Annotated in this window: 23 protein-coding genes; all 23 read right to left on the bottom strand. The window is 29.4% G+C overall.

Annotated elements, in window-relative coordinates; all coding sequences use genetic code 11:
• Positions 1-10 precede the first annotated feature (10 nt).
• Complete coding sequence (locus tag IM744_RS11325; RefSeq protein ID WP_194508255.1) at positions 11-1,018, bottom strand: glycosyltransferase family 4 protein; 1,008 nt, start codon at positions 1,016-1,018, stop codon at positions 11-13.
• Positions 969-2,348, bottom strand: a complete 1,380-nt coding sequence (locus IM744_RS11330; protein WP_194508256.1) for an O-antigen ligase family protein — start codon at positions 2,346-2,348, stop codon at positions 969-971. The genes IM744_RS11325 and IM744_RS11330 overlap by 50 nt, the downstream gene beginning before the upstream one ends.
• A 12-nt stretch (positions 2,349-2,360) precedes the next feature.
• A complete protein-coding gene (locus IM744_RS11335) occupies positions 2,361-3,488 on the bottom strand; it encodes a glycosyltransferase (protein WP_194508257.1) in 1,128 nt (375 codons plus the stop codon).
• 3 nt (positions 3,489-3,491) lie between these two features.
• On the bottom strand, positions 3,492-4,598 hold the full coding sequence (locus IM744_RS11340; RefSeq protein ID WP_194508258.1) for a glycosyltransferase family 4 protein: 1,107 nt from the start codon (positions 4,596-4,598) through the stop codon (positions 3,492-3,494).
• Positions 4,595-5,929 carry a glycosyltransferase family A protein gene (locus tag IM744_RS11345; RefSeq protein WP_194508259.1) on the bottom strand — a complete coding sequence of 445 codons (1,335 nt, stop codon included), beginning with the start codon at positions 5,927-5,929 and terminating at the stop codon, positions 4,595-4,597. The genes IM744_RS11340 and IM744_RS11345 overlap by 4 nt, the downstream gene beginning before the upstream one ends.
• Entirely contained in the window at positions 5,929-6,792 is an 864-nt protein-coding gene (locus IM744_RS11350; protein ID WP_194508260.1) for a sulfotransferase, read from the bottom strand. Before IM744_RS11350 ends, IM744_RS11345 begins: the two co-directional genes overlap by 1 nt.
• Positions 6,785-7,951, bottom strand: a complete 1,167-nt coding sequence (locus IM744_RS11355; RefSeq protein WP_194508261.1) for a glycosyltransferase — start codon at positions 7,949-7,951, stop codon at positions 6,785-6,787. The genes IM744_RS11350 and IM744_RS11355 overlap by 8 nt, the downstream gene beginning before the upstream one ends.
• A gap of 12 nt (positions 7,952-7,963) precedes the next feature.
• Positions 7,964-8,884, bottom strand: a complete 921-nt coding sequence (locus IM744_RS11360; RefSeq protein ID WP_194508262.1) for a hypothetical protein — start codon at positions 8,882-8,884, stop codon at positions 7,964-7,966.
• A 2-nt stretch (positions 8,885-8,886) separates the two neighbouring features.
• Positions 8,887-10,323, bottom strand: coding sequence for an MBOAT family O-acyltransferase (locus tag IM744_RS11365; RefSeq protein ID WP_194508263.1), 1,437 nt, complete (start codon positions 10,321-10,323; stop codon positions 8,887-8,889).
• A gap of 13 nt (positions 10,324-10,336) precedes the next feature.
• On the bottom strand, positions 10,337-11,323 hold the full coding sequence (locus IM744_RS11370) for a hypothetical protein (RefSeq protein WP_194508264.1): 987 nt from the start codon (positions 11,321-11,323) through the stop codon (positions 10,337-10,339).
• Positions 11,324-11,330: 7 nt separating this feature from the next.
• Positions 11,331-12,434 (bottom strand): glycosyltransferase, encoded by a 1,104-nt coding sequence (locus tag IM744_RS11375; protein ID WP_194508265.1) that lies wholly within the window; start codon positions 12,432-12,434, stop codon positions 11,331-11,333.
• Positions 12,418-13,815: an asparagine synthetase B family protein gene (locus IM744_RS11380; RefSeq protein ID WP_194508266.1), complete on the bottom strand. Its 1,398-nt coding sequence runs from the start codon at positions 13,813-13,815 to the stop codon at positions 12,418-12,420. The genes IM744_RS11375 and IM744_RS11380 overlap by 17 nt, the downstream gene beginning before the upstream one ends.
• Positions 13,816-13,882: 67 nt before the next feature.
• Positions 13,883-14,797: a glycosyltransferase family 2 protein gene (locus IM744_RS11385; RefSeq protein WP_194508267.1), complete on the bottom strand. Its 915-nt coding sequence runs from the start codon at positions 14,795-14,797 to the stop codon at positions 13,883-13,885.
• Positions 14,784-15,674, bottom strand: a complete 891-nt coding sequence (locus tag IM744_RS11390; RefSeq protein WP_194508268.1) for a glycosyltransferase family 2 protein — start codon at positions 15,672-15,674, stop codon at positions 14,784-14,786. The genes IM744_RS11385 and IM744_RS11390 overlap by 14 nt, the downstream gene beginning before the upstream one ends.
• Positions 15,661-16,485: a glycosyltransferase family protein gene (locus IM744_RS11395; protein WP_194508269.1), complete on the bottom strand. Its 825-nt coding sequence runs from the start codon at positions 16,483-16,485 to the stop codon at positions 15,661-15,663. Before IM744_RS11395 ends, IM744_RS11390 begins: the two co-directional genes overlap by 14 nt.
• Before the next feature lie 25 nt (positions 16,486-16,510).
• On the bottom strand, positions 16,511-17,449 hold the full coding sequence (locus tag IM744_RS11400; protein WP_194508270.1) for a class I SAM-dependent methyltransferase: 939 nt from the start codon (positions 17,447-17,449) through the stop codon (positions 16,511-16,513).
• A gap of 56 nt (positions 17,450-17,505) precedes the next feature.
• The gene (locus tag IM744_RS11405; protein ID WP_194508271.1) at positions 17,506-18,480 is read right to left on the bottom strand and encodes a glycosyltransferase family 2 protein; all 975 of its coding nucleotides are present in this window, start codon (positions 18,478-18,480) and stop codon (positions 17,506-17,508) included.
• A 337-nt stretch (positions 18,481-18,817) separates the two neighbouring features.
• Positions 18,818-20,023 (bottom strand): glycosyltransferase, encoded by a 1,206-nt coding sequence (locus IM744_RS11410; protein WP_194508272.1) that lies wholly within the window; start codon positions 20,021-20,023, stop codon positions 18,818-18,820.
• Positions 20,024-20,051: 28 nt separating this feature from the next.
• Positions 20,052-21,083 (bottom strand): glycosyltransferase family 2 protein, encoded by a 1,032-nt coding sequence (locus tag IM744_RS11415; protein ID WP_194508273.1) that lies wholly within the window; start codon positions 21,081-21,083, stop codon positions 20,052-20,054.
• A 37-nt stretch (positions 21,084-21,120) separates the two neighbouring features.
• On the bottom strand, positions 21,121-22,179 hold the full coding sequence (locus tag IM744_RS11420) for an acyltransferase family protein (protein ID WP_194508274.1): 1,059 nt from the start codon (positions 22,177-22,179) through the stop codon (positions 21,121-21,123).
• A 14-nt stretch (positions 22,180-22,193) separates the two neighbouring features.
• Positions 22,194-23,048: a glycosyltransferase family 2 protein gene (locus tag IM744_RS11425; RefSeq protein ID WP_194508275.1), complete on the bottom strand. Its 855-nt coding sequence runs from the start codon at positions 23,046-23,048 to the stop codon at positions 22,194-22,196.
• Position 23,049: 1 nt separating this feature from the next.
• Positions 23,050-23,691 (bottom strand): acetyltransferase, encoded by a 642-nt coding sequence (locus IM744_RS11430; RefSeq protein ID WP_194508276.1) that lies wholly within the window; start codon positions 23,689-23,691, stop codon positions 23,050-23,052.
• Entirely contained in the window at positions 23,685-24,752 is a 1,068-nt protein-coding gene (locus IM744_RS11435; RefSeq protein ID WP_194508420.1) for a DegT/DnrJ/EryC1/StrS family aminotransferase, read from the bottom strand. Before IM744_RS11435 ends, IM744_RS11430 begins: the two co-directional genes overlap by 7 nt.
• Positions 24,753-24,800 lie beyond the last annotated feature (48 nt).

The raw sequence follows: 24,800 nt of genomic DNA on the forward strand, positions 1-24,800 counted from the left end.
TATGATTTAGTTATAAGACGTCAATCCATAGCTTTTTAACTTTTTGCCAATCAAATTCTTCTGCTTTTAGTCTTGCATTATTAATTATTTGATTGCGTTGAATATCATTATTAAATATTTTAATAATAGCCTCAACCATCTGAACTTCATCGTTTGGCTCAACTAAAATACCGTTGTATTGATTTTCTATTAAAAATGGCATTCCACCTACATTTGTTGAAATCACAGGCAACCCCAAAGCCATTGCTTCAATGACACTTAAAGGGGTATTATCAAAATTTGTGGTGTTGATAAATATGTTATAATCTTGCGCAAGCATAATCCATTCTTGTTTTGTGAGTTTTCCGGTTATCTTAACTCCAACATTTAAACTAAGTGCTAAATCCTTAACTTCTTTAAGGCTTCCATCACTATCCGGTCCTACCATGCAAAGTTGCGCATTTGGATATGTTTCTTTTAATAACTTTAAAACTTTAATCGCAAGTTGAGGATTGTATATTTTCGAGAATGAGCGCACCCATAAAAGTTTCGGACACGTAAACTCTTTTTCTATATACTTATATTTTTCTATATTTAGTGTATTTGGAATATGCTTAACATTGTTATATCCATAGTGTTTAAAAGAGCTCATGAGATACTCAGACGGAGAAACATTACATTTAGAATTATTAAAAATCATACCACTCATTATTGGATGCTTTGTCAATCTTGCTGGTAAATTTCCACCATTTAAACTGCTTATATAATCAACGTTAAACACCCTACATAACTGACTTATTATCAAGGCATAATAAAAATTATATGTACTATAAGTGTCAATTAACACAACTTCAACACTAAATGCACGCCTAAAAAACGTAAGAACCATATCAAGAAGACGTAATGCTCTATTAGACTTGCTTGATGCGTAATACATTGTAAAACCTTCATTTTCTAATAATTGCCCCAAAGTATGGATTGAAGAAAGATTACTTGATTTGTTTTGTAATTTGTTTCCTATGTACAGGATTTTTTTCATAAGTAATATTTATTAAACATAATGCGTATAAAAATGCTGGAGCAGCAATTCGCATACCTGAGTGATTTATAGTCGCAAACCAAAATCCAAAAAAAGCATAAAAATAAAAACTCTTTTTATTACTTGACCTATAAGCCAAGGGTTTTATTATAAGTATTAATAAAATTATTATACCTAAAATTCCATGTTCAGACAAAAGGCGACCAACTTCATTATGAGAAGGTACTTTTAGTCCTTTTTCCTCTAACCTTATATCTTTAATTCTACTTGCCCCAACTCCAAAAAACGGACTACTTAAAAAACCATCCATTTCTTCCATAAATAGATCTAAACGACCTGTTGTAATATCTCCCTTATCTCGTCCAAGTGAATCTTCATTTGCATATCGTTTATCTATAAGTCCACTAGTTTGATTAGAACTAATAATCCATGTTACTGAAATAGCGAGTGCAAATACAATAAATGTAAGTACCATATTAGTCTTTTTTTTTGAAGACGACTTGAAGAAAACAATAACTAAAAAAGCAAATGAAATAATAATGGCTGAATAAATACCTCCTCTACTAAAAGTAATAATAGCTCTAAAAGCCATACCACCAAGAATCAATAAATTTAATACTTTAAGAAAAACAGTTGGAGATTTCATAAATAATCTTACAACTATTGCAAAAATCCCAAGACCTAAAGCTGTTGACACTTGATTAGGCCCAAAACCTCCTGAAGTTGCAGCATTAGAAGCAGTTCCAGAAAGTGTGTCTTTAATACTTGGATTGTACAAGAAAAGATAAGTGGTCATTGTAATTGAAGGCAATCCTAAATAAAGAATGACTTTAAGCATTTTTTCATTGGTTAACTTTTTATCAAAAGTAAATAAGGATGCAAGTCCAAGACACACAGGACCACTCAAAACGAATGCAATACTTCGTCTAAAATCTGATTGATATCCTAACGTTTTTGATGCAACAATAATAGCAGGTACCAAAGCAATCAAATAGAAAAAATAGGGATATGCTCGATAATTAACACCTTTAAAAAAAAGACCAATAATCACAAAAACTATGACTAGATATTTACAAGCTTCATAGGAAATAGCTCCTTTAGTCATTCTAAAAAGCACCTCTCCACCAGATATATAAGCACAAGCAAATAAAATTTCTTCAACTTTTTTAGAATCCGGGCTAGTAAAAATTTTTATTAAAAAATAAGCTACTACTATTAAAAAATAAACTGTTGCAAATGGATCAAAAAGATACAAAAGGATACCGAGTAGTATGTGCAATACTACTTGGGAAACATAATTATCATTTGCTTTTAAAAACTTATTTTTCAATTAAAATTGAATTTATTTTAGTAATTCATTAATAATTCTTTCGTTGTAATGTTCAAATGTAAATTTCTTTACAATAGCATCCATATTTTTTATAATTCTACTGTGATTTTCTTTGTCTAAACTTAGAATTTGATTTATATGATCTACAATATTATCTGTATTAACTTCATCTAATACAAAACCATTAAAATCGGAACTCACATATTGACCTATGGACGACACATTAGAAACTAATGGAATACATTTAAAATTCATAGCTTCAGCAATTACCTTAGGAAATCCTTCTGAAGCTGTTGTTGGCATAATAAACACATGTGATTTTCTGTAGATATCAAATACTTTGGATTGTGATAAAAATCCATGAAATATAATATTGATTCCTGAGTCTTTAGCAATACTTTTAAAATACTCAAGATCATTGCCATTGCCTACCAAATGAATTTGATTAACTTTTGACTTAGAAGCTTTACTCAAAGCACTAAATGCTTTGATGATTCGTTCTACCCCTTTTTCTTTTTCTAATCGTCCTACATAACAAAAATCAAGTTTATCATACTTTAATTTAAGCGCCTCTATTTGTTGACCTTCCTGTATGTTATTTGAAGTAAGACAAGGATTTTCAAATGTAATACAATGACTTGGTTGATCTTTCCAACGACCATTAATTGTAACAGGTCTGTTTTGCATTTTTAACAATTTTCGCTGTATTCGATATCCTAATGGAGCATTAGATTGATTCCAATTTCCTGCATATTTGAACCACCCTTTTTTTCTTGTCAACAGCGTTAGATATGGAATTAAAAAAACACCTATACCAGTTGGTGTTCTTAACTGGAAACAATCCACTTTTTTTAAAGTTTTTGATACAATACTCATCACAAGTGGAGCATTATAAATCGTTTTCACTTTACTTGTTACAGTTTTCCCTCCTAATGCTGGCAAGGGTACAAATTTAATTTTATTGGAAGTATAAGCCATAACGCTCGGTGGTGGATCTCCTTCCTTTAGCATTGCAACATGATAAATTTCATCAAAAATATGTAATAAATGATTAATTTCATTTACCGTCGGACTCCAACCTACAACAGCCCCTTCTGGGGTTTTATAGTGTTCAGTATGAGATATTATAGCTAATTTCATTAATTAATTAATTAATTCTATATAATCTTTTATGATATAGTTCCATTTATGAGATTCTGCCCAAGATAGAGCGTTTTTACTATAATCATCATAGTTCTCCATGATAGTTTGAATTGCATTAGAAAATTCATCACTACTGTCAAATGGAACTAAAATTCCGGATTTAAAATTAGAGATAGCATCTTCAATTCCACAGTTAGTAGACCCAATTGCAGGTATACCAAGTGCATTAGCTTCCAATACAGCTATCCCAAAACCTTCGACATCTCCTGATCTTGTAGCACTGCTTAACATTACTAATAAATCACTATTAGTCAAATACTCCTTCAAATCATGATCTGAAAGCCTACCATGAAATGTTACATGGTCTTCAATACTATGCTTTTTAACTATACTCATAAATCGTTCTTTTTCCGTAGGTATACCAATACAGTGATAATGTATATTGGGATATCTTTCTAACAGCTTAGGAATATGATTAATAACATTAAGTTGCCCCTTTCTTTCTGTAACATTTCCAACGGTAATAAGCTTTGGGTTACCTTCAGTTTTTAAGTCACCATCAATAGAAATATTCCATTTTTCTGGATTATACCCATTAGGAATAACAACTACATTTTTTAAATCTAAATATTCAATTAAAGATTTGGTATAATTTGACACTGCTACAATATATTGAAACCTACCAAGAGATTTATTTATTGAAAATTTAAGCAAAGGATTACTAAAGTTTACCTCTGTACCATGTGCTATTGCAATATTTTTTTTCCTAAGGATGACACTATAAATCGCTACAACCCATAATGGGAATTTACCAGAAGCAATGACAACATCTGCTTTTTTAATCAACTTAAAAATAACTATTAGCCTTTTTAAATACATAAATAGGCGTATTTTTTTCAAGCGAATTCGATAGGTTTTAAATGGGTTAGTTCTATCAAAATCATTTTCTTCATTGCCAGAAACAGAGCGTTGATCAGCTATAACACTAACATTAAAATCATTTTGATGTAATTGATCTGCTAAATTATAAGCGTGATTGCCTATTCCTCCTGGCTGAGGAGGAAACTCTGAAGTAACTATTAATATGTTTTTATATTTATGCTTCAATCTAATGTTTTTATTAAAGCTCCCTCTTTTAATTTAATACTCGATAATCGCCACGACTTCATAACCTGAAAGGCAACTAGAGGTAATAACAGTATAGATACAAAAACTCCAAGAATGAGCATTAATTTATTTGTTTTGAATTGATATGGCATAATTGACATTGGTATATTTCTCAATAAAGCCCATTTTGCATTTGAGTTTCCATAATAACTTCGGAAAAGATATAATACACTAGGTATCGGTCTTGGAGCAAAAATCTTTTTAGTTCTAAAGGCGTCCCAACTTCCCATTTCTCTTAAACCTCCAGAACCCACTTTTAAATGAAGTCGTTTGGCATAAGGATTAGAAATGTTTAAAAATCCATATAAATAAGCTCTTAAACCATATTCTCCATCTCCCATGCGTTGCTTCTCGAACTGTCTATCAAACAATCCTATTTTTTCAAAAACATGTCTCTTAATCATAACATTTCCTGTATCTAACTGATCACTCTCTTTAAAGAAAGAATAGTTTGCAGGTACTTTTGCACCAACCTTAGATATAGATACACCAGAAGATAAATCTGCATTAAAAAAATCTAAACATTTTAGATGCTGACTTATCCAATCACTTTCTACACGACTATCATCATCAAATAATAGAATATAATCTCCTTTTGATAATTTTATAGCAGCATTACGAGCTAACCATAGTGCTTTTTCTTTTTGGTAACTCACACTAAGGTTTAACTTAAATTCTTGATAAAAATCTTCTTCAAAGGGTTCAGATTGATCAACTACCAAGACTTCAAAATTTTTATAATCTTGTTTTTCTAAATCCTCTAAAACATCTTTAAGATATTTATACCTATTAAGAGTTGGAATAATAATACTAACAAAAGGATTATTACCAATTAACGAAGAACTAAATACGTCCCATTTCTTATACTGAATTGGTGTACTTAAATAATTACTTCTTGTAGTATGTCTTGATTTATAAAAGGCAGAAATTTCTTTAAACGGATTTCTAAAACTAATCAACCTTATAATAAGCACGTAAAAAACCCACGCTTTATTAAAATATTTTCTAATAAAAATATAGTTATCTATAACTGATAATTTCTCTATAGTTTTAATACGCTTAGTATTACCTATGTACCCTTTTTGAGTAGCCTGCCATGAAGCATCATAGTTTCTAGCGATTTCAGTTGTGAATTCTAAATCAATAATCAGTTGACTTTTAATCGATTCTGGGATATCTTCAAATACTGGAAAAACATTATCACCATTCAGTTTTGGCAATGAAAAATAATTGGTTGGTTGTAAATATGTTAGAAATTTAAAGAGCTTCATTACCAATTTTTTGATTTTTCATAATTTAATTCAATTAATGCTTGACCCGCAATAATTTTAAAAATCAACTTCTTAAAAAACCCCCAATGTTTCCACTTCCCTGAAAACTTAAATTTAGATTTATCAGATTCCGGAGTCCAGTTTGGCTTAGAAACTTCATTAGTGTCAATACCAAAAGAGCTTCCCACTACTGGTGCATTTAAACACTTTTTAATAATATCATCATTGGTTTCCAGATTATAAAATTTGAGTATCCTTTGGATATTTTCATATGAATTGTTTAGATATTCGTATTTAAATTTCTCTAAATTTATATTCTCTTCAATTTCCAAAACTGATTTAGCTGTTTTTACCCAATGCTTAGTATGATTAACAAAAAGTCTTCCCGAATAATAATTTGTTCGTTTTTTTAGACGAGCTATATAACCATGCCAATTTCTATGATCATTGGATGCTTTTATTGAAGAGATAACATTATCTCTACCATCCCGTGTTATAATTGCAATTTTAGAATTCGGGAATGCTTTTTTCCATAAATCAATATTATCAATTACATATGATTTAATGAATATCGTTTTACCTGCTGGCACGTCATATTTTTTTATTAAAAGTTTCACCCATTGCTCACCGTACAATCTAAGAAACAGATCTATGTCATTATTATTAATATCCATTCCAAAACTTGTATCTGAAATATTCTTAAAACAAGTATCAAGAATAGATCGATCTCTGAAGAGATTAAATTCTCCAAAGGAAACATTAGGAGGAAGCGTTACCACTTCTGGATGCATCGCTAATGTGGACCCCACAAAATTAGTACCACTTCTAACGCGTTGTCCTAATAAAATAACAATATCATTCATAGAATTTCAAAAAAGCGTCTTGCTGTTTTTTTAAATTAAAGTCTTCCTTTACTCGTTTAATAGCGCTTTGTACTATCAATTCTTTTTCATGTGCCGATAAATTTACTACTTCTAATATCTTATTCGCTAAGGCTTCAGCATTTCTTTTTTCAACAACCCATCCTGTTTGCTCATGGATAACATTCTCAGACAAACCACCGCCATCAGATACAATGCACAAAAGACCCATGGCTTGTGCTTCTAATACAGCGTTGCAAAAGCCCTCAGAATGACTATATTGTATATAAACATCTGTTTCTGCCAACATATTAATAATGTGCTTGTGTTTCACTCTACCGGAAAACGTAACTTCATGAGTCAAATTTAGTTGATCTACAGCAAATTTTAATGGCTCTAATTCAGAACCTTCTCCAATGATAGTATATTCAAATAAAATCCCTTTTTGCTTAATTATTGATAATGCCTCCAATGTTGCAGACAACCCTTTAATCCAATGCAATCTAGCAATAGTTGTAAACTTTAGTTTAGAATTAGTAACAGTTGTATTTGGTCGTTCAAAATTTAAAATATCTATAGCTGGAAAAATAATTTTATAAATTGAATGTTTAGGCATCCCATTATCATAAGAACGCTTAAGCATATATTCAGAAATTAAATGTACTTTATTAACATTTCTCCAAAGCAACTGATACACATTATTGTGCTTTAATGGATATACATCCATGTCATATCCTCTGCAACTAATTGCCATTTTTGCATTAATTACTCTCGCAACATGCTCACTTTGAATCGCCATAGTGGCAAACCCAAAATGCAACCAATCTACATCAGAGGTCAGTATATGACAATTATTATAAACGTTTTTTAAAATTTGATTCCAGGATCTATTTACTTTTCGCTCTAAAGATATAAACCTATGCAATCGCATTGGTATAAATGACAGTTTTATAACAACTTTTACATATTCAAAAGACTGAAGTAATACATTATTTCTATAAACTTTTGGAGCGATTCTAACTTCACATAACTTAAATAAATCTTCTTTTTGTTGAACAAATAAAATCACATCGAAACCACTCTTTTTTAAACCAATAATTTTATTGTTAAAAAAAGTTTCAGAGTAAGATGGTGGTTTTGACATTACTATGCCTATAGTCAAAATTCAGCGTTTTTAATTGTTTTTTATATGCTCTGCAATATACTTAGAAATTTGCTCTCCTGACTTTTTATCTAGATGATGACTGTCAATATAATTGTACTTTTCATTATTCATCATGAAGTTTATGTATTCAGTATTTAATTTGTTCGACAAATTTTCCATCCTAACATCAAAATCACTAATTAATTGATTTTCGATTTCCAGCATTTCAGTACTCACAGGTAGTCTAACTAAATATGTAGTCCCATACTGTTGCAAATATTTTATCGTTCTCTCTAAATAGCTAATTCGGGTTTCAGAAACTCCAGAATATTTATTCAAAATTTGTGAATATCTTTTTATAGTCTGAGAATGGATTTTATCAAAAGAGTCTGTTTTATTCTTTAAGAATTCCACCTCACACCAACCGTTAACATCAACATTCGTTTTAATGTTCTTGGTTTTAATTTTATCTAATAAAATATGACGATAACTTTTATCATAACAATAAATTAAATATTCAAAATTCGGATTACAATTTACGCATTTAACAACTTCGGCAAATGAATTATTGTCTTTAAAATTCAAGGAATCTTCAGGGTTTTTAGTTTGACTTGATATCACCCATGGATTAACTTCTAATATAAAAACCCCATCCTTAGACTGTTTATTTAATTTACGTTTAATACTATTCAAATAGGCTTTACCATAAGGCGTGTGCACTCTTGAAAAGGCATAATTATAAATTTTTTCATTGCTCAGTTGTAAGTTTATATATTGAGGTTGTATTCCTTGGGCAGCTCTAGACGACCCAACAATTAATGAAGATTGTTTAGGTGTCGTCAGTTTTACATAATATTCATCTGTCCTATTATCGGCAAGATAAAACACACCTAAAACAGTAATAATGCACACACTTAAGAACAAACCTGTTGTTTTAATAAACTCTTTCATAATCAAAACTGGAAATAAATAAATTCTTGTTCCTTACCTCCATATAAGAAGATAGTCACTACAATTAAATAGTAGATAAAGAGTCTAACTGGTCTTGGATACTTCAACCATATTTTCTCTAATGCAAATAAGTTTCTTCTGCCTACCCACTCTATGAGAATAAAAATAAATAATAATAGAAACAGAAACGTTGGTCTTATTTCTGGTAAACTAAAAATAGTAATATCAAATAATTTATATATATAATCAATAGCATCTGAAATAGAGTTAGATCTAAAGAAAATCCATGCAATAACAGTTAAAAAAAAGGTTATAAGCATTCCACAAAACTCCTTGAAACTAGGTAATTTGCTTTCTTCTGCTACAATATTTGTATTAACTCTATTTCTTTTAAATATTAATAAGGGTAAAAAGTAAAGTGCGTTCAAACCTCCCCAAACAATAAACGTCCAATTAGCTCCATGCCAAAACCCACTAACTAAAAAAATAATAAATACATTTCTAATTTGATGCCATTTAGAACCTCGTGATCCACCTAATGGAATGTAAACATAATCTCGAAACCACGTTGATAAGGATATATGCCAACGCCTCCAAAATTCAGCTATATCCCTTGAGAAATAAGGAAACGCAAAGTTTTGCTTCAAATCAAATCCAAATAAGCGTGAGGTTCCAATGGCAATGTCACTGTAGCCAGAAAAATCACCATAAATTTGAAAAGCAAAAAAGACTGCACCTAACATTAAAGTACTACTCGAATAGTCTGTATAATTATCGAAAATCAGATTTGAAAATTGCGCACAATTATCTGCTATAACTATTTTTTTGAATAAGCCCCATAATATTTGACGCAACCCGTCAACAGCATTTGAATAATTAAACTGACGTTTTATGTAAAATTGTGGTAATAAATTAGTAGCACGCTCAATTGGACCAGCTACTAATTGTGGAAAGAAACTCACAAAAGCTGCAAATGCAATGACATCTTTCGTTGGTTCTAGTTTTTCTCTATAAACATCAATGGTGTAACTTAAGGTTTGAAAAGTATAGAAACTGATCCCAACTGGTAAAATAATATTTAGAGTATTAGACTGAATCTCACTCCCAAAGAATGAAAATGCAGTAACAAAATTGTCAACAAAAAAATTGTAGTATTTAAAAAAACCTAAAAATCCAATATTGATAAGTATACTTGTCCAAAGTAATAGTTTACGATCATTTAATTTTTTAGTTTTTTGTAATCTAAGTCCTATACTATAATCAATCAATGTACTAAAAACAATAAGCGCTAAAAACCTATAATCCCACCATCCGTAAAAAACATAACTGGCTATAACAATAAGAAAGTTTTGAAATTTAAGAGGATACCTTTGAAGTATCCAGTATAATACAAATACTATAGGTAAAAAAATCGCAAAATCTATTGAGTTAAAAAACATAATTGAAGATGATTTAATTAGTTATTAGATTTTTTTTAATAATCTCATTTATTGCATCGATTCTTTTAAAATCTTCAACCAATTTATTTGTAAAAATTTCAGAGCCCTTTGCATTCAAATGCAAACTATTGTAAAAATACTTTTTATCATTACAGATTTCGTCATTAGAATAATCAATAAATTGTATCTGATATTCTAAAGCAATACTTTTAAATTCATTTATTATATCTTCCCTATTTGCAATAAAATTTTGACCTTCAATATATTCAGGCGAATAAACCATAACAACATAAATCCCCAATTCTTTAGATTCCACTAGAAAGTCTTTTAATAAATTCAATGTTTTCATATCAATGTTCATAAATATCGAATTCTTTTTGGATTTTGCTTTTTTTAAGTCATTACTCCATTCTCTGTCTATCGCTTTAAATCCCTTGACTCTATAGCTTTCTTGATTTATCTCAGACCAATCTGCAAGAATCTGCTTTTTTACTATGCTCACATTTCCAATATATCTATACATAGGTAACACATAATCTAAATTAGAAAAACCATTATAACTTCTTGTGTATTCACGGATATCATCATCAAAAATATATGGCAAAAACTGATTCTTATTATATAAATCTTTTCTTTTAGCTAAAGCACCTGCTCCCAAAGACAATATTATCATTTTTGGTTTCTGATTGTTTTTAACAACTTTTTTATGCCTTAAATGCTGCAACCAAAAATTATGTCCATCAATTCCTAAATTATATGCTGTTAAGCCCAAACTGTCTTGAATAATATTCGGATTAAAATGAACCCAGGCTCTTGATGAGCCATAAATTAAAATATCTTCCTTTATTTTTCCATTTAATAACTCATTCCAAATGATACAATCTCCGTAAGCAAAATCACCACTTTTTTTGAGTGCATTTGAAACAAAATAATCTAAAAAAGATAAAACACATAAAAAAATTAAAATTTGAGCAACTATTTTTTTTACAAATAATTTCATAAAATATTTATGCTTTTAACACATTTATATATAAACTTTCATGATGCTTGATACAACTGTCTAAAGAATAACTATTTTCAACATTACTTCTCAATTCTCTTCCAAGGCTTAATCTTTCCTCTGGATTTAACGAAATTATGTTAATTAAGACTTTAGTCAATGCTGCAGAATTATTCGGCTCAAACAATAAAGAATTAAAATTTATCAGTATATCCTTTATCCCAGAGATATTAGACCCAATCACAATTCTACCACTGGCCATCGCCTCGAGTGGTGCTATTGGCATACCTTCTTTTCGCCCCTCATCTTTAGTAGGTATCACAAAAACATTTGCAACAGCTAAATAAGACTTAACGTCTAATTGCTTACCTATAAAATGGATTTGTTTAGAAGCAAATTCTTTTTCTAAAGATTCGCCATAGTCATTATCTTTATCCCCAACTATTAATACCTGTATACTGTCATTATCTAATTGTTTTACAGCGTTCAATAAGACCTCTATCCCTTTAACAGGTACTAAATTTGCTATCGATACAATAACAAAATCTGAATCTTTAAAAACGTGACCATTGGGCGTGCTTCTTTTCGTTTCTAAGTAATCAAATTTAGTCGTATCCACACCTAATGGCATATAAACCGTTTTAGATTTATAATTAATAAAAAATTGCTCCAACATATCTTTATTGATAGCAATAATTTTAGAACTCAAACGCGTTCGCCATCTCCATGATTTGTTTCCCCATCCCATAGCTTTCTTAGTATACACAAAGGGGATTCCAGCTATTTTAGCAGCTAAGGGTTCTGTGAAATCTGAACTCCAATGCCAAGAATGTATCATATCAAATTTATGCTTTGCGAAAAATTTTGAGATTTTTAAAATTCTAAAAGGCAATGACACTAAAGGCTTATAATCTGCGGTAAACTTAAATAGATGAACAGGCACACCCAATTGCTCAATATTTTTAAAGAAAGCACCTTTATCATGGAAACAGCAAATCTCTGGATTAAATTTATTTTTATCCAGACCTCGCACTAAATCATAAACAACTTTACCACTGCCTGCAGTATCAAAGTTAGGGATTGTAAATAAAATTTTAATCCGTTTTGGCATCACTTAAAATTTGATTGAACTTAGACAAAACTAACAACATATTCAATGGATGTGCATTTTGTGTATAGTTACCTTTATAAAATTGATTAATATAAAAATTCAATAGTGTTTTAGGAATCCACCCTTCTATTTGATTTTTAAATAGATTGTCTACTAATTGCTTTTTATTCTGATCACCTATAAATTGTAATTCCCAATTTCGCTGAATGTAAGATTTACCCAACACATTATCTAGAGTGCGTTTAAATTTATTTATCAATTTATATGGAATATTATAAGGTAATTTGTTTGTCTCATAATTATATAAATTAAAAGGTCTTTGAGCTTGCCAAGTTACTTTAGCTAATTCAGGGTTTCTATGCTTAATGTAGGCTATTTGTAATTTTCTATCTGCTAAATACGCTTCAGGAATTGTACATATAAACTCGCACATTCTATCATCATAATATGGTAATTGGATTGCTCTTGAAGATTCAAAAACAGAAAGATTGACTGAAGTCCACCTAGGCGCCCAATATTTCGATTTAAAGGCACGTATATTGGCATTAGTATCTTCAATATGGATTTTTTCTAATAAAAGAGCAATTCTATTTTTCAAGTAGGTTTCAAAATCCCCATTAAGATTCCAAGTTTCCCACAAATCAGTTGCCAATTGAAGACCTCCTTTCTTTACTATTTTTTTTAAAATAACAGTAACTTCTTCTTCTGTAGTTAATTGTTCTAAATTCATTGAATCAAATAAAACATCTCCCCAATGCCCAAGACTAAACACATCTCCCATTTTAGAAAATTCATCTTTAATAGCCATTTGCCTCGGACTCGTAAAATCACTATAACACCCATTTAGTTGTGCTAAATCATCAATAGCATGCCATAAATACCCGTTTTTTATCGTGTAAGGTTTAAATTCGAAATTACAGATTTGAGCTATTTTTTTTGCAATTTTAGTTTCAGAATATCCATTTTCAAACTCATAGCTATACGATAAGACATCTGCTCCAATATAATTTAAAGCTGTTGCCTGAGTGCGACTATCTAAGCCTCCCGACAATGGAAGAATTACTTTTTTACCCTTTGACTGTTCAGTAACAATAGTTTCAAACAATAAAGTAAATTCATCTAATGCTTGTTCAAAAGAAATATCTCTGGGACTACTATACCAATCAAACCAAGGTTGAGAATTTACTAAATTACCTTGTGAATCTATTTTATTATGTGAAGCAGGGCTTAATACTTTCTTATTTTTCCAATAAGTATCTGTATCTAAAAAGAATCCAATTGCCACGAATATACAAATCGCTTCAAAATCTAATTCACTTTTTGCTTCAACTTTTGCAAAAGTTGGCTGACTTGGAATAATTGATGTTTTAATTAACTTCATGAATTCAATTCACTAAAATAATATTTTTGATGGATTCGAAACTAAATTTCATTTAAGAATACTTTTATTATCGTCTCATAAATTTAAATGTACGTTTGAAAATATAATTCAAGAAATAAACATCTAAATATATAAAAAAATAGAAGCATCCATGAGTGATAATTCCAAATTTAGAACGATGTCCCAGTTCAATTTTTCGATGCATCTTTAAGGCTTTTTTATAGAGAGTATTGGAAATCAAATTAGGATACTCGTCTTTAAAATCAATTAAAAGCTGTCGTGAAGCTTGATGTTGAGTACTTTTATCTCTTGTCACTGAAGAATTAGTCAGGTTTCGATGCATGCTAACTAGTTTTTTTGGAATCCCATGAACTTCTGAAACTAAACTAAAACGCAAAATATAATCCCAATCTACATTAAAATTACCGTATGTGTTTCTAAATATCAAATCGTGATCTACATGTACTTTCTTTCTTATCATCATGCACGTATTCACTACCTTTAATTGGTTTTCATATAGATATTTAAATAATTTTTGATCTTGTGGAAATTGTTCACCATCCACCAAAATTTCAGGAAATAATCTATTCTCTTTAACTCCTTTAAACTCGGCAATTCCGGAGACTAAACCTACATTAGCGTACTCTTCAAAAACAGCAACTTGCCACTCTATTCTCTCATGTACATAAATATCATCTTGTTCTGCCATAGCAATGTATTGGCTTTCTAAAGAAGATAAACTTATTAACTTATTGACATTGGAACCTAAGCCCAGATTTTTAGCATTTTCAAAAATTGTTATTTTAGAATCATTAAAAGCCTCTGCTATAAGTCTAGAATCGTCTTTTGTACCATCGATACAAATCAACAATTCAAAATTAGAATAGGTTTGATTTAATAGACTCTCTAACGTAGCTTTCAACGTTTTTTCGCCATTGTAAACAGGTAAAATTATAGTGACCAAAGGGCTACTTTTCAACATAGAAACTTCTTTTTATAGTAACCAACATTTTAAAAATTGGATGGTATAATTTTAACAATTTTAATTGGCATTTGGGATGTAAACACCAAAATAAATTATCGTAATACGCCTTATACATCAATAGATTATCTGGCAACTCTCTTTTTTTATTAATACTGCTGGCTTGATTGGCATGTAACCTAAATTTAACCAAAACCTCATCAACAAAAGCAATATCGAATTTTTTCATTACTCTATACCAATAATTACTATCTAAAGTTTGTTCTAATATTTCACTAAAATAACCAACAGCGTCAAAACACTCCATTTTTAAAAGCACATTGGTTGGTTCTCCAATTTTATTTTTAGGCGAATTTAAAAATGCTTTGTCTTTTAAATAGGTTCTACCAGACATGACTCCCTGTTTAACCTCTAGATTATCCCAATGGGTATGTATTGGACCATAATAAGCTATAAATTTTTCTATTTCCGAAGATAACTCCTCATAAATAAAAGTTCGTTTACTATAAATCAATCCAGCATTTGGATATTGAATCGCCATAGTCATCATGTTTTCAATACAATGAGGCAGCAATACATCATCTTGAAAGAGAAATTTAATGTATTGACCTTGACTATGCCTTATACAATTATTCCAGTTTGCTCCAATCCCTTGTGGATTATGAGTTACAATTGTAATTGGAATTTTAGTTTGAGAAATAAAACTTTGAATAATAGCTAAAGTATCATCCTTTGAAGCATCATCTGATACTATAATTTCTAAGTTGGGATACGTTTGATTAATGGCAGATTGCATTGCCTCTTCAATATACGTTGCTCCATTATAAGTTGGGATACATATCGAAACTAAAGGAAATTCAACCTTATTCATTGTCATATAATGCTTTATGTTTTGAATTAATAAGCTCTCCTTCTTGGTTTATTTGCCATGAAGCAGAAGCATTAGCTGTTTCAAAATAGTACTTTTGTTCTTCTGTTAAATTTTGAAAATCTAAATACCAACCTCCATGTCTTGCTTGTAAAGGATAGTCTGTTCTCCAACCTTTTGTAAAATCTTTGAGTTGATAGTTATAATTTGGTTTATAGATAGCAAAAGTGGTATCAATTTCGGCTTTGTACACATTAGGTTTAACCTTATAACTCCAATATTGCGCTTCCCATTGTATGATTTTATTTTTATTAGGATTTGAATCTAAAATATCATCTAGTTTTAATGAAAACCCGACTTTATTTCTATCATAAGCTTGATCTAGAAGCTTTCTAAATGTTTCTAAAAAATTATTTGGACATTCATTTACAGGAACAATATCTGCATCTGTAACGACATAATATCCTTTACTGTATTGTTTAAATATATCATTACTTTTCCAAAATGATAAGTGACCAACATTCTCTTTCAATCTATGAATAGTCGTTAGTTCTTTAATAGTATCAAAATAATTTAATAAAGGTTGATACGTCGAATTATTATCAACGATAACTATAGTAGTATACTCGTTTTTTATAAGAAAATCGACCAATTGTTTAAGATAAAAAAGCTGATTAAAACTAATAATTACAATTGGTATACATTTAGGATTTTTAAGTTGCGCTTTAACCATAGAATTAAAATTATGGTGATACCAAACCTTAACTTTATTCTTTATAAGTTTATTTAATTTTATGAAACGTGCTTTAGTTAACATCATATACTACATTAAGGGCTTTACTATATTACCTTTTTTTAAAATATAGTGTTGTAGAGCGTTTGTTTTTTGTGGTTAACGCTTTAAGTGATTTTTTAATAAAGTCCTTTTTAGACTTATAGTTAGTTTTTGAACGTGGAATGTCAATTTCCTGCAAATCAAATTGTTTTGCTAAAGTTAAAATTGTTTTTGTTTTAAAACAATTAATATGTTCCAAAGGAGCAACAGCATTCAATGAATTTAACTCTCCTTTCTTGGCGTTCCAATTCATATGTTTTAAAACCTCATCTATAGCATTTCCATCTGGCACACTAATCTTTATAACACCATTTGGCTTTAATATCTTTAACAATACTTGAAGTGTTTCTTTTGGATTTGGGATGTGTTCAAAAACTTGATCTGTATTGATATAATCAAATTCATGATTTGATAACTCTGCTTCACTCAATACTATGATTCCATTTTTTTGGGCATAAGTTATTCTTGCTTCAGATAATTCTAAACCAAAAACATTACAACCAAATGCTTTTGCCATTAAACACCATTTACCCCAACCCATGCCAAAGTCTAGTAACTTTAAATCTGATGGTTGCTTTTTAAAGAAACTAATTATATCTACCATTTGATTAGCGTAAGTTTCATAATACCAAAGTGGAAACTCCTTTTGTTGTTTAAGAATAACATCTGCCTTTATCCATTTCTCATAAAGCCTAAACATCAAATCATTATTTGGTATATTTTCTTGAAACACTAAATCGCAATTAGAACAAAACATCAAGCTATAATCTGTTTCTTTCAAAAACTCATGTTCTACACCTCCTTGTGGAATATAAAAATTATCTAGATACGTTTTAATCTCCTCACTTTCGTATGACTCACAATATTTGTTCTTTATATTACTTGAATCACAAACCGGACAAGAAGTACGTTTAATAAAATGATTATTTAATTGAGAGGTCTTACTCATTTTTTAATATACTTTTTGTTATTACTAATTATAGGCTCTTAACTTAAGAGGCTAAACTACTTTAAAGGCTTTAAAATATTATAACCTCTACCAAAAACCCTGTAAGATGTATAAGCCAATAGCATTTGACTGTAAAAATTTATTTTTCTAAAAACCGAAACATCAACATGCTTTAGAGTTTTTTTCAAACCAGACATGATATGACTTGCAAATTTAAATTTCCCTTCTTTAAGTAAATCTTTAAACATTAATGTTTGCATTTCTAAAAACTTTAAATGCCCTTTTGATGACAATTGACTTAGGTGATTAGTTATGATTTCATCCTTAACTTTTAGGTTAGACTCAATCTTTATATCACTAGCGTAAATATTATTAGACATATTATCATCATGTCGATACATTGAAACTAGTTCATCCCCTATTGCCTTATAATTACTATTAATTGCAAGTGCTTTAATATGAAAATCATATTCTTGAGATTGTTGTAAAGTCTCATCAAAGGATAGCTCATTTTTTTCAATAAAATCTCGTCTCCAAAGCGGAGCCAAAATAGACCAAAATATATTGTATAATATATAATCTTCAAATCTTTGATTAGAACTAATCTGTTTTGCGCGTAAACCTAAAAATTCTTTAGTATTTTTATCTATCCATTTGGTTTGACAGATACAATATGGTGTGCCACTATTTTGTGAAAGTATTTCAACTTGAACTTCAAGTTTATTACTCTCCATTATATCATCACTATCAAACCAGTTGATAAATTCTCCTTTACTTTGTTTAAAACCAAAATTCCTACAAGCATTAGCTCCTTTAGGTTTGAATTCTGGACGTTTATAATATTGAAATCTAGCATCACTAATTATGTATTCATCTAGTAAAACTTTTGTATTATCTGTGGAGCCATCGTCAATCACAATGCATTCCCAATTAGTATAAGTTTGATTTTGAATAGAGTCTAAAGTGTCACAAATTAACTGTTCTCTATTAAATGTTGGGATTATTATGGATACTAATGGCTTTAATAACATACAATTCTACACTAATTTAATAAATGTTTTATTTGTTTTCTTTAATTAATAAATGAATCTGGCTAGCTATAATTTTTGAACCATATCTATTTTGGTCAGAAAAAGAGTCTCCTATTGTAAAAATATCAAACTTTTGGTCTTTTATTGTATCAAGATCTGAAAATTTGCAATAAACTTCTCAGTATTAAAATCATCTTCAAACTGATCTCTATAAGTAGCGTTGACAGGGATCTTACCCAGTCTATTTAAATCTCTTCCAGATATCGTATAGCAAACTAATTAATGGCGAAATAAATAATAACAGATGGAATAGATAACGTCTCATAAATTGTAAATATTACATAGAACTATAAATACCCATAAGCACTTTAGTTTGTTTTCTAATATCGTGATTAGAATTAATATATTGCTGTCCCTCAATTGACATATTATTCCAATTATTTCTATTATTTATTAAATCTAAAAGTCCATATTTAAAATCAGAAAGATTTAAAGGTTGTACTACCAATCCTGCTTTAACAATTTTACTAACATCTCCAACATTTGTAGCCAAAACCACTAATCCAGATGCTTGAGCTTCTAATAATACAGTAGGTAAGGATTCTAATTTACTAGATAGCAAAAACAAATCAGAATGATGCATCGCATTTCTAACTTCAATAGACGTTTTTGAACCAACTAAAGTAACCCGTTCTGTAAGATCCAATTCAATGATTATACTTTGTAATTCTTCACGCTTATCACCTTCTCCTATAATAATATACTCAAAATCTAACAGAGGTTTCATTTTTAACAATTCACCAATTGCTCTTATTGCAATATCTAAAGCCTTTTCATCAACAAGTCTTGCAACTGTTAAAATCCTTATTTTATTTGTATTGGAAATTATTTTTTCTCTTTTATAAAAATCAATATTAATCCCATTTGTTATTGAGATAATCTTCGCCTTTGGTGCACCAAATTTTGATAAATTTTGATAGTTAAATTCTGAAATTGAGATAACAGCATTAGAATAATTAAACAAATCCGCATAAATATCACCACCCTTTTCTATACCCAATCTAATATCATAACCATGAAAAGTTGTAAACAGCTTAATAGGCAACCCTATTTGTTTAAAAATTACCGCTTCATTGCCATTAGGCCCAAAATGAGCATGTATAACATCTATTTTGTTTTTTAGTAAAAAATGAACTTGATAAAACAATCTTAAAGATTTTGATTGCTTCCCATATTTTTTAAATTTAAGTGAATTTAAATAATGTTGTATTTGTCCTTTGAAAATAGCACTTAATAGAATGGGGAAAATTTTAAAAAATCGATAAAATTTATTAGGTTCAAAATAAAAATTCAAATTCACAATACGTTCTTGCAACCTATAAGATTCAAAACCCAACAATGCATCAATTTCTTCTTCATTGACCAATCCATTTTTAGTGTAAATAAAAACCTCTAAACCTTCATCTAATAGTGCTATAATTTGATCCCTGATAAATGTTTCAGAGAATGTCGGGAATTTTGAAATCCAAAAAAGCACTTTCATATGAAGTTTTTTTAAAAGTAATTCAGTATTAATTCAACAAAGTTTTACTTCGAAAAACACATTTCGTAAATATAATAAATGCTTCATATGTCGTTAATACAAAGCCTCTAGATTTTTTAATTTCAAGATACTGTTTATAGATAGACATCGAAAATTGTGGATTTTTAAAAAAATAAAGTTTTAGATTTTTTTCTTCTAACTCATCCATATATGACGTAAACTCTATTTTAGAAAACACTAAAAGCCTATTATTGTTTTCTATAAATTTATCTTTTAATTCAAAAAAAGTTAGGACTTCGTCCAGCTCCAATTTTTCAAACGATAATATTTTCTTCAGTACATCAATACTAGCTTCATTAAACGTAACATCTAAATATTCTAACACTTTAATTCTGGTAGACAGTTTACTCTCTAATTGAACTTTTCGCCTTTTATTTGTTACTTGATGTTCATGTACACGATATTTTAATAAAACGTCTTCTAAATTATGAAATACACCAAAAGGCAGTAAAGAAACCCATAATGCATAATCTTCTGCTGGTTCCTTGGATTGGTCATATTGGATATTATGAATATCTAATACTGATTTACGAATCATTACTGCAGGATGGGCAAAACAAGATTGAGTTAATAAATTAACTTTTAAATCTTCATCTAAAACTGGAAATTCTCTAATTTCACTATTACCTATGACTTCATAAAAACTACCACAAACTATAGTATTAGGATTTGATTCCATATACGATAATTGTTTAAACAAACGCTCAGGTAAAGAAATATCATCGGCATCCATTCTAGCTATATATCGACCCTTAGCAATTGAAAGCCCATAGTTTAAGCTTATTGTATAACCCGTGTTTTTTGACTTTTCAAAAAGAATAATTCTTGGATCCTCAAAGGACTTTATGATTGAAACCGTCTTATCACTAGAGGCATCATCTATAATTAAAAACTCGAAATTAGAATACGTTTGATTAATTATGCTTTCAATTGCTACCTTCACATAGTCTTCACAATTGTAAACAGGCATTAAAACTGTAATAGTTGGGTTTTCTGGCATTAAAATTCTTATAGTTATGCAAACTTAATTAATTAAATTAATTAGGCTTGAATCTACTTTTATATTTTAAAATTGGTTTCTCTAAAAGGTAGTACGAGCAAACTGCTGTGACGACTACCAATATAATATTCAGCGGAAATTTTTGAATATCTAAATGCCCTCCAGGACCTGTTCTTAAAAAGAGGCCTTGATAGACATACAAACCATAAGAAATCTTACCTATGAACGCTATTGGTTTAACTTCCAAAACTTTGGTTAGTATATTATCTTGATTGAAATAAATCCATAACAATAATAAAGATACAGCTAACGGTTGTAATGTTTCAATAATAATAAAATTGAGGTCTTTTATAATCAATTGACCAAAAAATAATATAAATGATAGTACTAAAAGTTTGATGTCAAAAATTGATTTTAAAAAATCATGCTTATAGAATAATATAATTGCTGAGAGCGAACCCATCATTATTGGTAAACAGGCAGGAATAAACCATCTATTAGGAAAAAAATAATTAAATAACTGGTATTCTTTTCCTTGAACTGTGAATGGCGTATAATAAACCGTTTTCACTATGATACATACAACAATTAAAGCTACAGCTAGAAAAACAACAGATTTAATTTTTTTAAAATAGCTAAGTATAAATGGCCAGATGAAGTAGAATTGCTCTTCAATTGCTAAAGACCATGTGTGCCCTATTTCACTTACATAATATTTTAAGGGAACAAAATTATATAAGTAAAAAAAAGAAATAGTTACTGCTAGATAGTTTTTTGGTAAATAGTTTAAAATCATTAGAAGAACTACGGAAATATAAAACACCAATAATGGTGGTATTAATCTTAAAAATCGTCTAGCAAAAAAATTTTTATAATTAATTTTTTGAAATTCATGTTTTTCATGCAGTAATAAAAGCGTAATCAAGAAACCACTTATTGTAAAAAAAATCATTACACCCGTAGATCCAGAAATTAGGTTGAAGTTGTCTTTTAATAAAGAGCCTTGATCAAGATGATTACTCAACCCTAAATGCGTTAATAGTACAAACATTATAGAAATTGCTCTTAAACCATCAAACCCTTTAATGAATTTCATTGGATATTATTTTACTACTTAAATAAATTAATAACCCGCAAATACGCGTAATATAATATGCGACGGTATTTCGATTTTTTAAATTTCAATTTACTTATTTCACGGTATTTTTCTTCTATTTTAGTCTTTACAACTTTTTGTTCTTCGGAATTCAAATGAATATAAATCTTCTGATAAAAATTTAAATAGTTTCGCCTTGCTTTTAAAACATTTAAACCAGAATATACACCATCACTGTGCACTCTATAAACACACATTATTTCATCTAAACATTGTATTTGACTATCTTGAGCAACTAACTTATATAAACCCATATCTCCAAATGGTATTTGATTAAACCAATTCGGAAATTTAAAGTTTTTTGGTTTACGAAACATCACACTTGCGGTAACAATAAAGTTATTTTGTTTTAAAAGTTCAATATAATTAAATGGTTTTTTAATAAAAGGTTTTAAAATATCATGTGATTTCAATGTATTATTTGACAATATTTGGGCTCTATGAAAACAGATATTTACATTGGTATTCTTTTCTAAAAAACCTACCTGCTTTTGAAGTTTTAAAGGGTCTGTCCAGTAATCGTCGCCATCACAGATTGCTACATAACTGCCTTGACACTGCTTTAGTGCAAATATAAAATTAGACATCATGCCCATATTTTTTTTTTGATCAAAATATGTTATTAAATGTCCTTTAGGGTGTGTGTTCTTTATATTTTTAACACAATCACTTGTACCATCTGTTGAGCAATCATTAGAGATTATTAATTCAATATTAAAATTAGTGTCTTGCATCAAAACACCTTCAATAGCCTGCTTGATATAATCTTGATGATTATAAGTTATCATAACAATTGAAACTGTAATCATACTATTTTATTGAAATAATTTTACCAGGTACACCAACAATTGTAGAGTTATCTGGCACGTCTTTTATTACAACGGTTCCTGCTCCAACTGTTACATTTTCACCTATATTAATATCTGGAATAATAATTGCGTTTGTACCAATAACACTTCCACTTCCAATAACACATCGTCCTGATATGTTGACATTTGGTGAGACCTCAACATAATCTCCTAAGTAACAATCATGTCCAATAGTTGAATTAATATTAATTAAACAGCCTTTCCCTATTCTAATACTATTCGTTATAATTACACCCGACATTATTGCTGTCCCCTTCCCAATTTCTACATCAAAATTACCAATTTCAGCATTATTCGATTGAACTATTATAGACTCATAACCTAACTCTAAAAATTTATTGTGTAAATTTTCTCTATGCTTTGGTTTACCAATTCCCAACACAAAAGATTTGTCTTCAGATTCTGATAAATATTCTACAACTTGGTCATAAGAGTTTAAAATTTTAAATCTATTATAAATTTTTTCAGGTAAATCTTGACTTATATCATCAAAAAAAACGATATTTTCATCCTGTAAATTCATATCTATAGAAACAATTTGTAAAATCTCCTTAGCAAACCCCTTGGCTCCAACAATTAACATATAGCTGTTTTAATTAAATTACTAATTTTTTGAATATTTGATTCTGACAAACCATAATATAAAGGTAAACAGAAAATGCGCTTAGCTATGCTATCTGAAATCGGCATTACAACATGATCTAGATAAGGCAAATCATTTAGACTTGGATAAAAATAACGTCTTGGATAAATATCTTCTTTATTTAATATATTTAAAACAGAAAGCAATTGTTTTTCCGTTTTAAAAATAACAGGATAATAGCTATAATTCCATTTTGTATGGTCTCTAATTTTTATAGTTTGTAGATTAGGGATAAGATTCTTGTAAGTATTTACTACTCGTTCTCTGTCCTTAATAATGTTCTCTATATATGGTAACACAGACAAACCCATTGCTGCCTGAGGTTCACTCATTTTAGCATTAATACCTAACCCATGAAATGCTTCTGGACCGTCATGACCAAAATTATGATGCTGAAACATGCTTTGATATAACTCATCTTTACAAAATAACGCACCTCCTTCTCCAGTATGAAACAACTTAGTCGCATGAAAACTACAAGTACTCACATCTCCATAATTAAAAACTGATTGATTATTATATATCACACCAAAACAATGGGCAGCATCATAAATAACTTTTAAATCATGTTTTTTTGCAATGGATTCTATGGCCTCCACATGACATGGATTCCCAAATACATGAGTAGCTAAAATAGCTGTAGTTTTATCTGTTATTGCTTCTTCAATTTTAGTTTCGTCAATCGTTAAAAAGTCTGGATGTATATCTACAAAAACAGGTTTACAATGTTCCCAAACAATAGCAGAAGTTGTAGCTACATAAGAGAAAGGTGTTGTTATAATTTCACCACTTAGCCTTAAAGCCTTTATAGCTATTTGTAATGGCAATGTCCCATTGGTCATTGCAATTATATGCGGTATACATAAGTATGATTTTAATTTAGCCTCCAACTCTTGCACTAAAACACCTCTATTCGTCATCCATCCTGTATCCCAAGCGCGTTTTAATATAGCTTGATACTCTGTTTGAGGTGGTAAAAAAGTTTTGGTTACGTTAATCAACATTGTTATTTTATCGAACTCAAATATACCAAAACTATAACTATTACA

Origin of the sequence: Psychroserpens luteus (assembly GCF_015319355.1) — a bacterium.
Taxonomy (GTDB): domain Bacteria; phylum Bacteroidota; class Bacteroidia; order Flavobacteriales; family Flavobacteriaceae; genus Psychroserpens; species Psychroserpens luteus.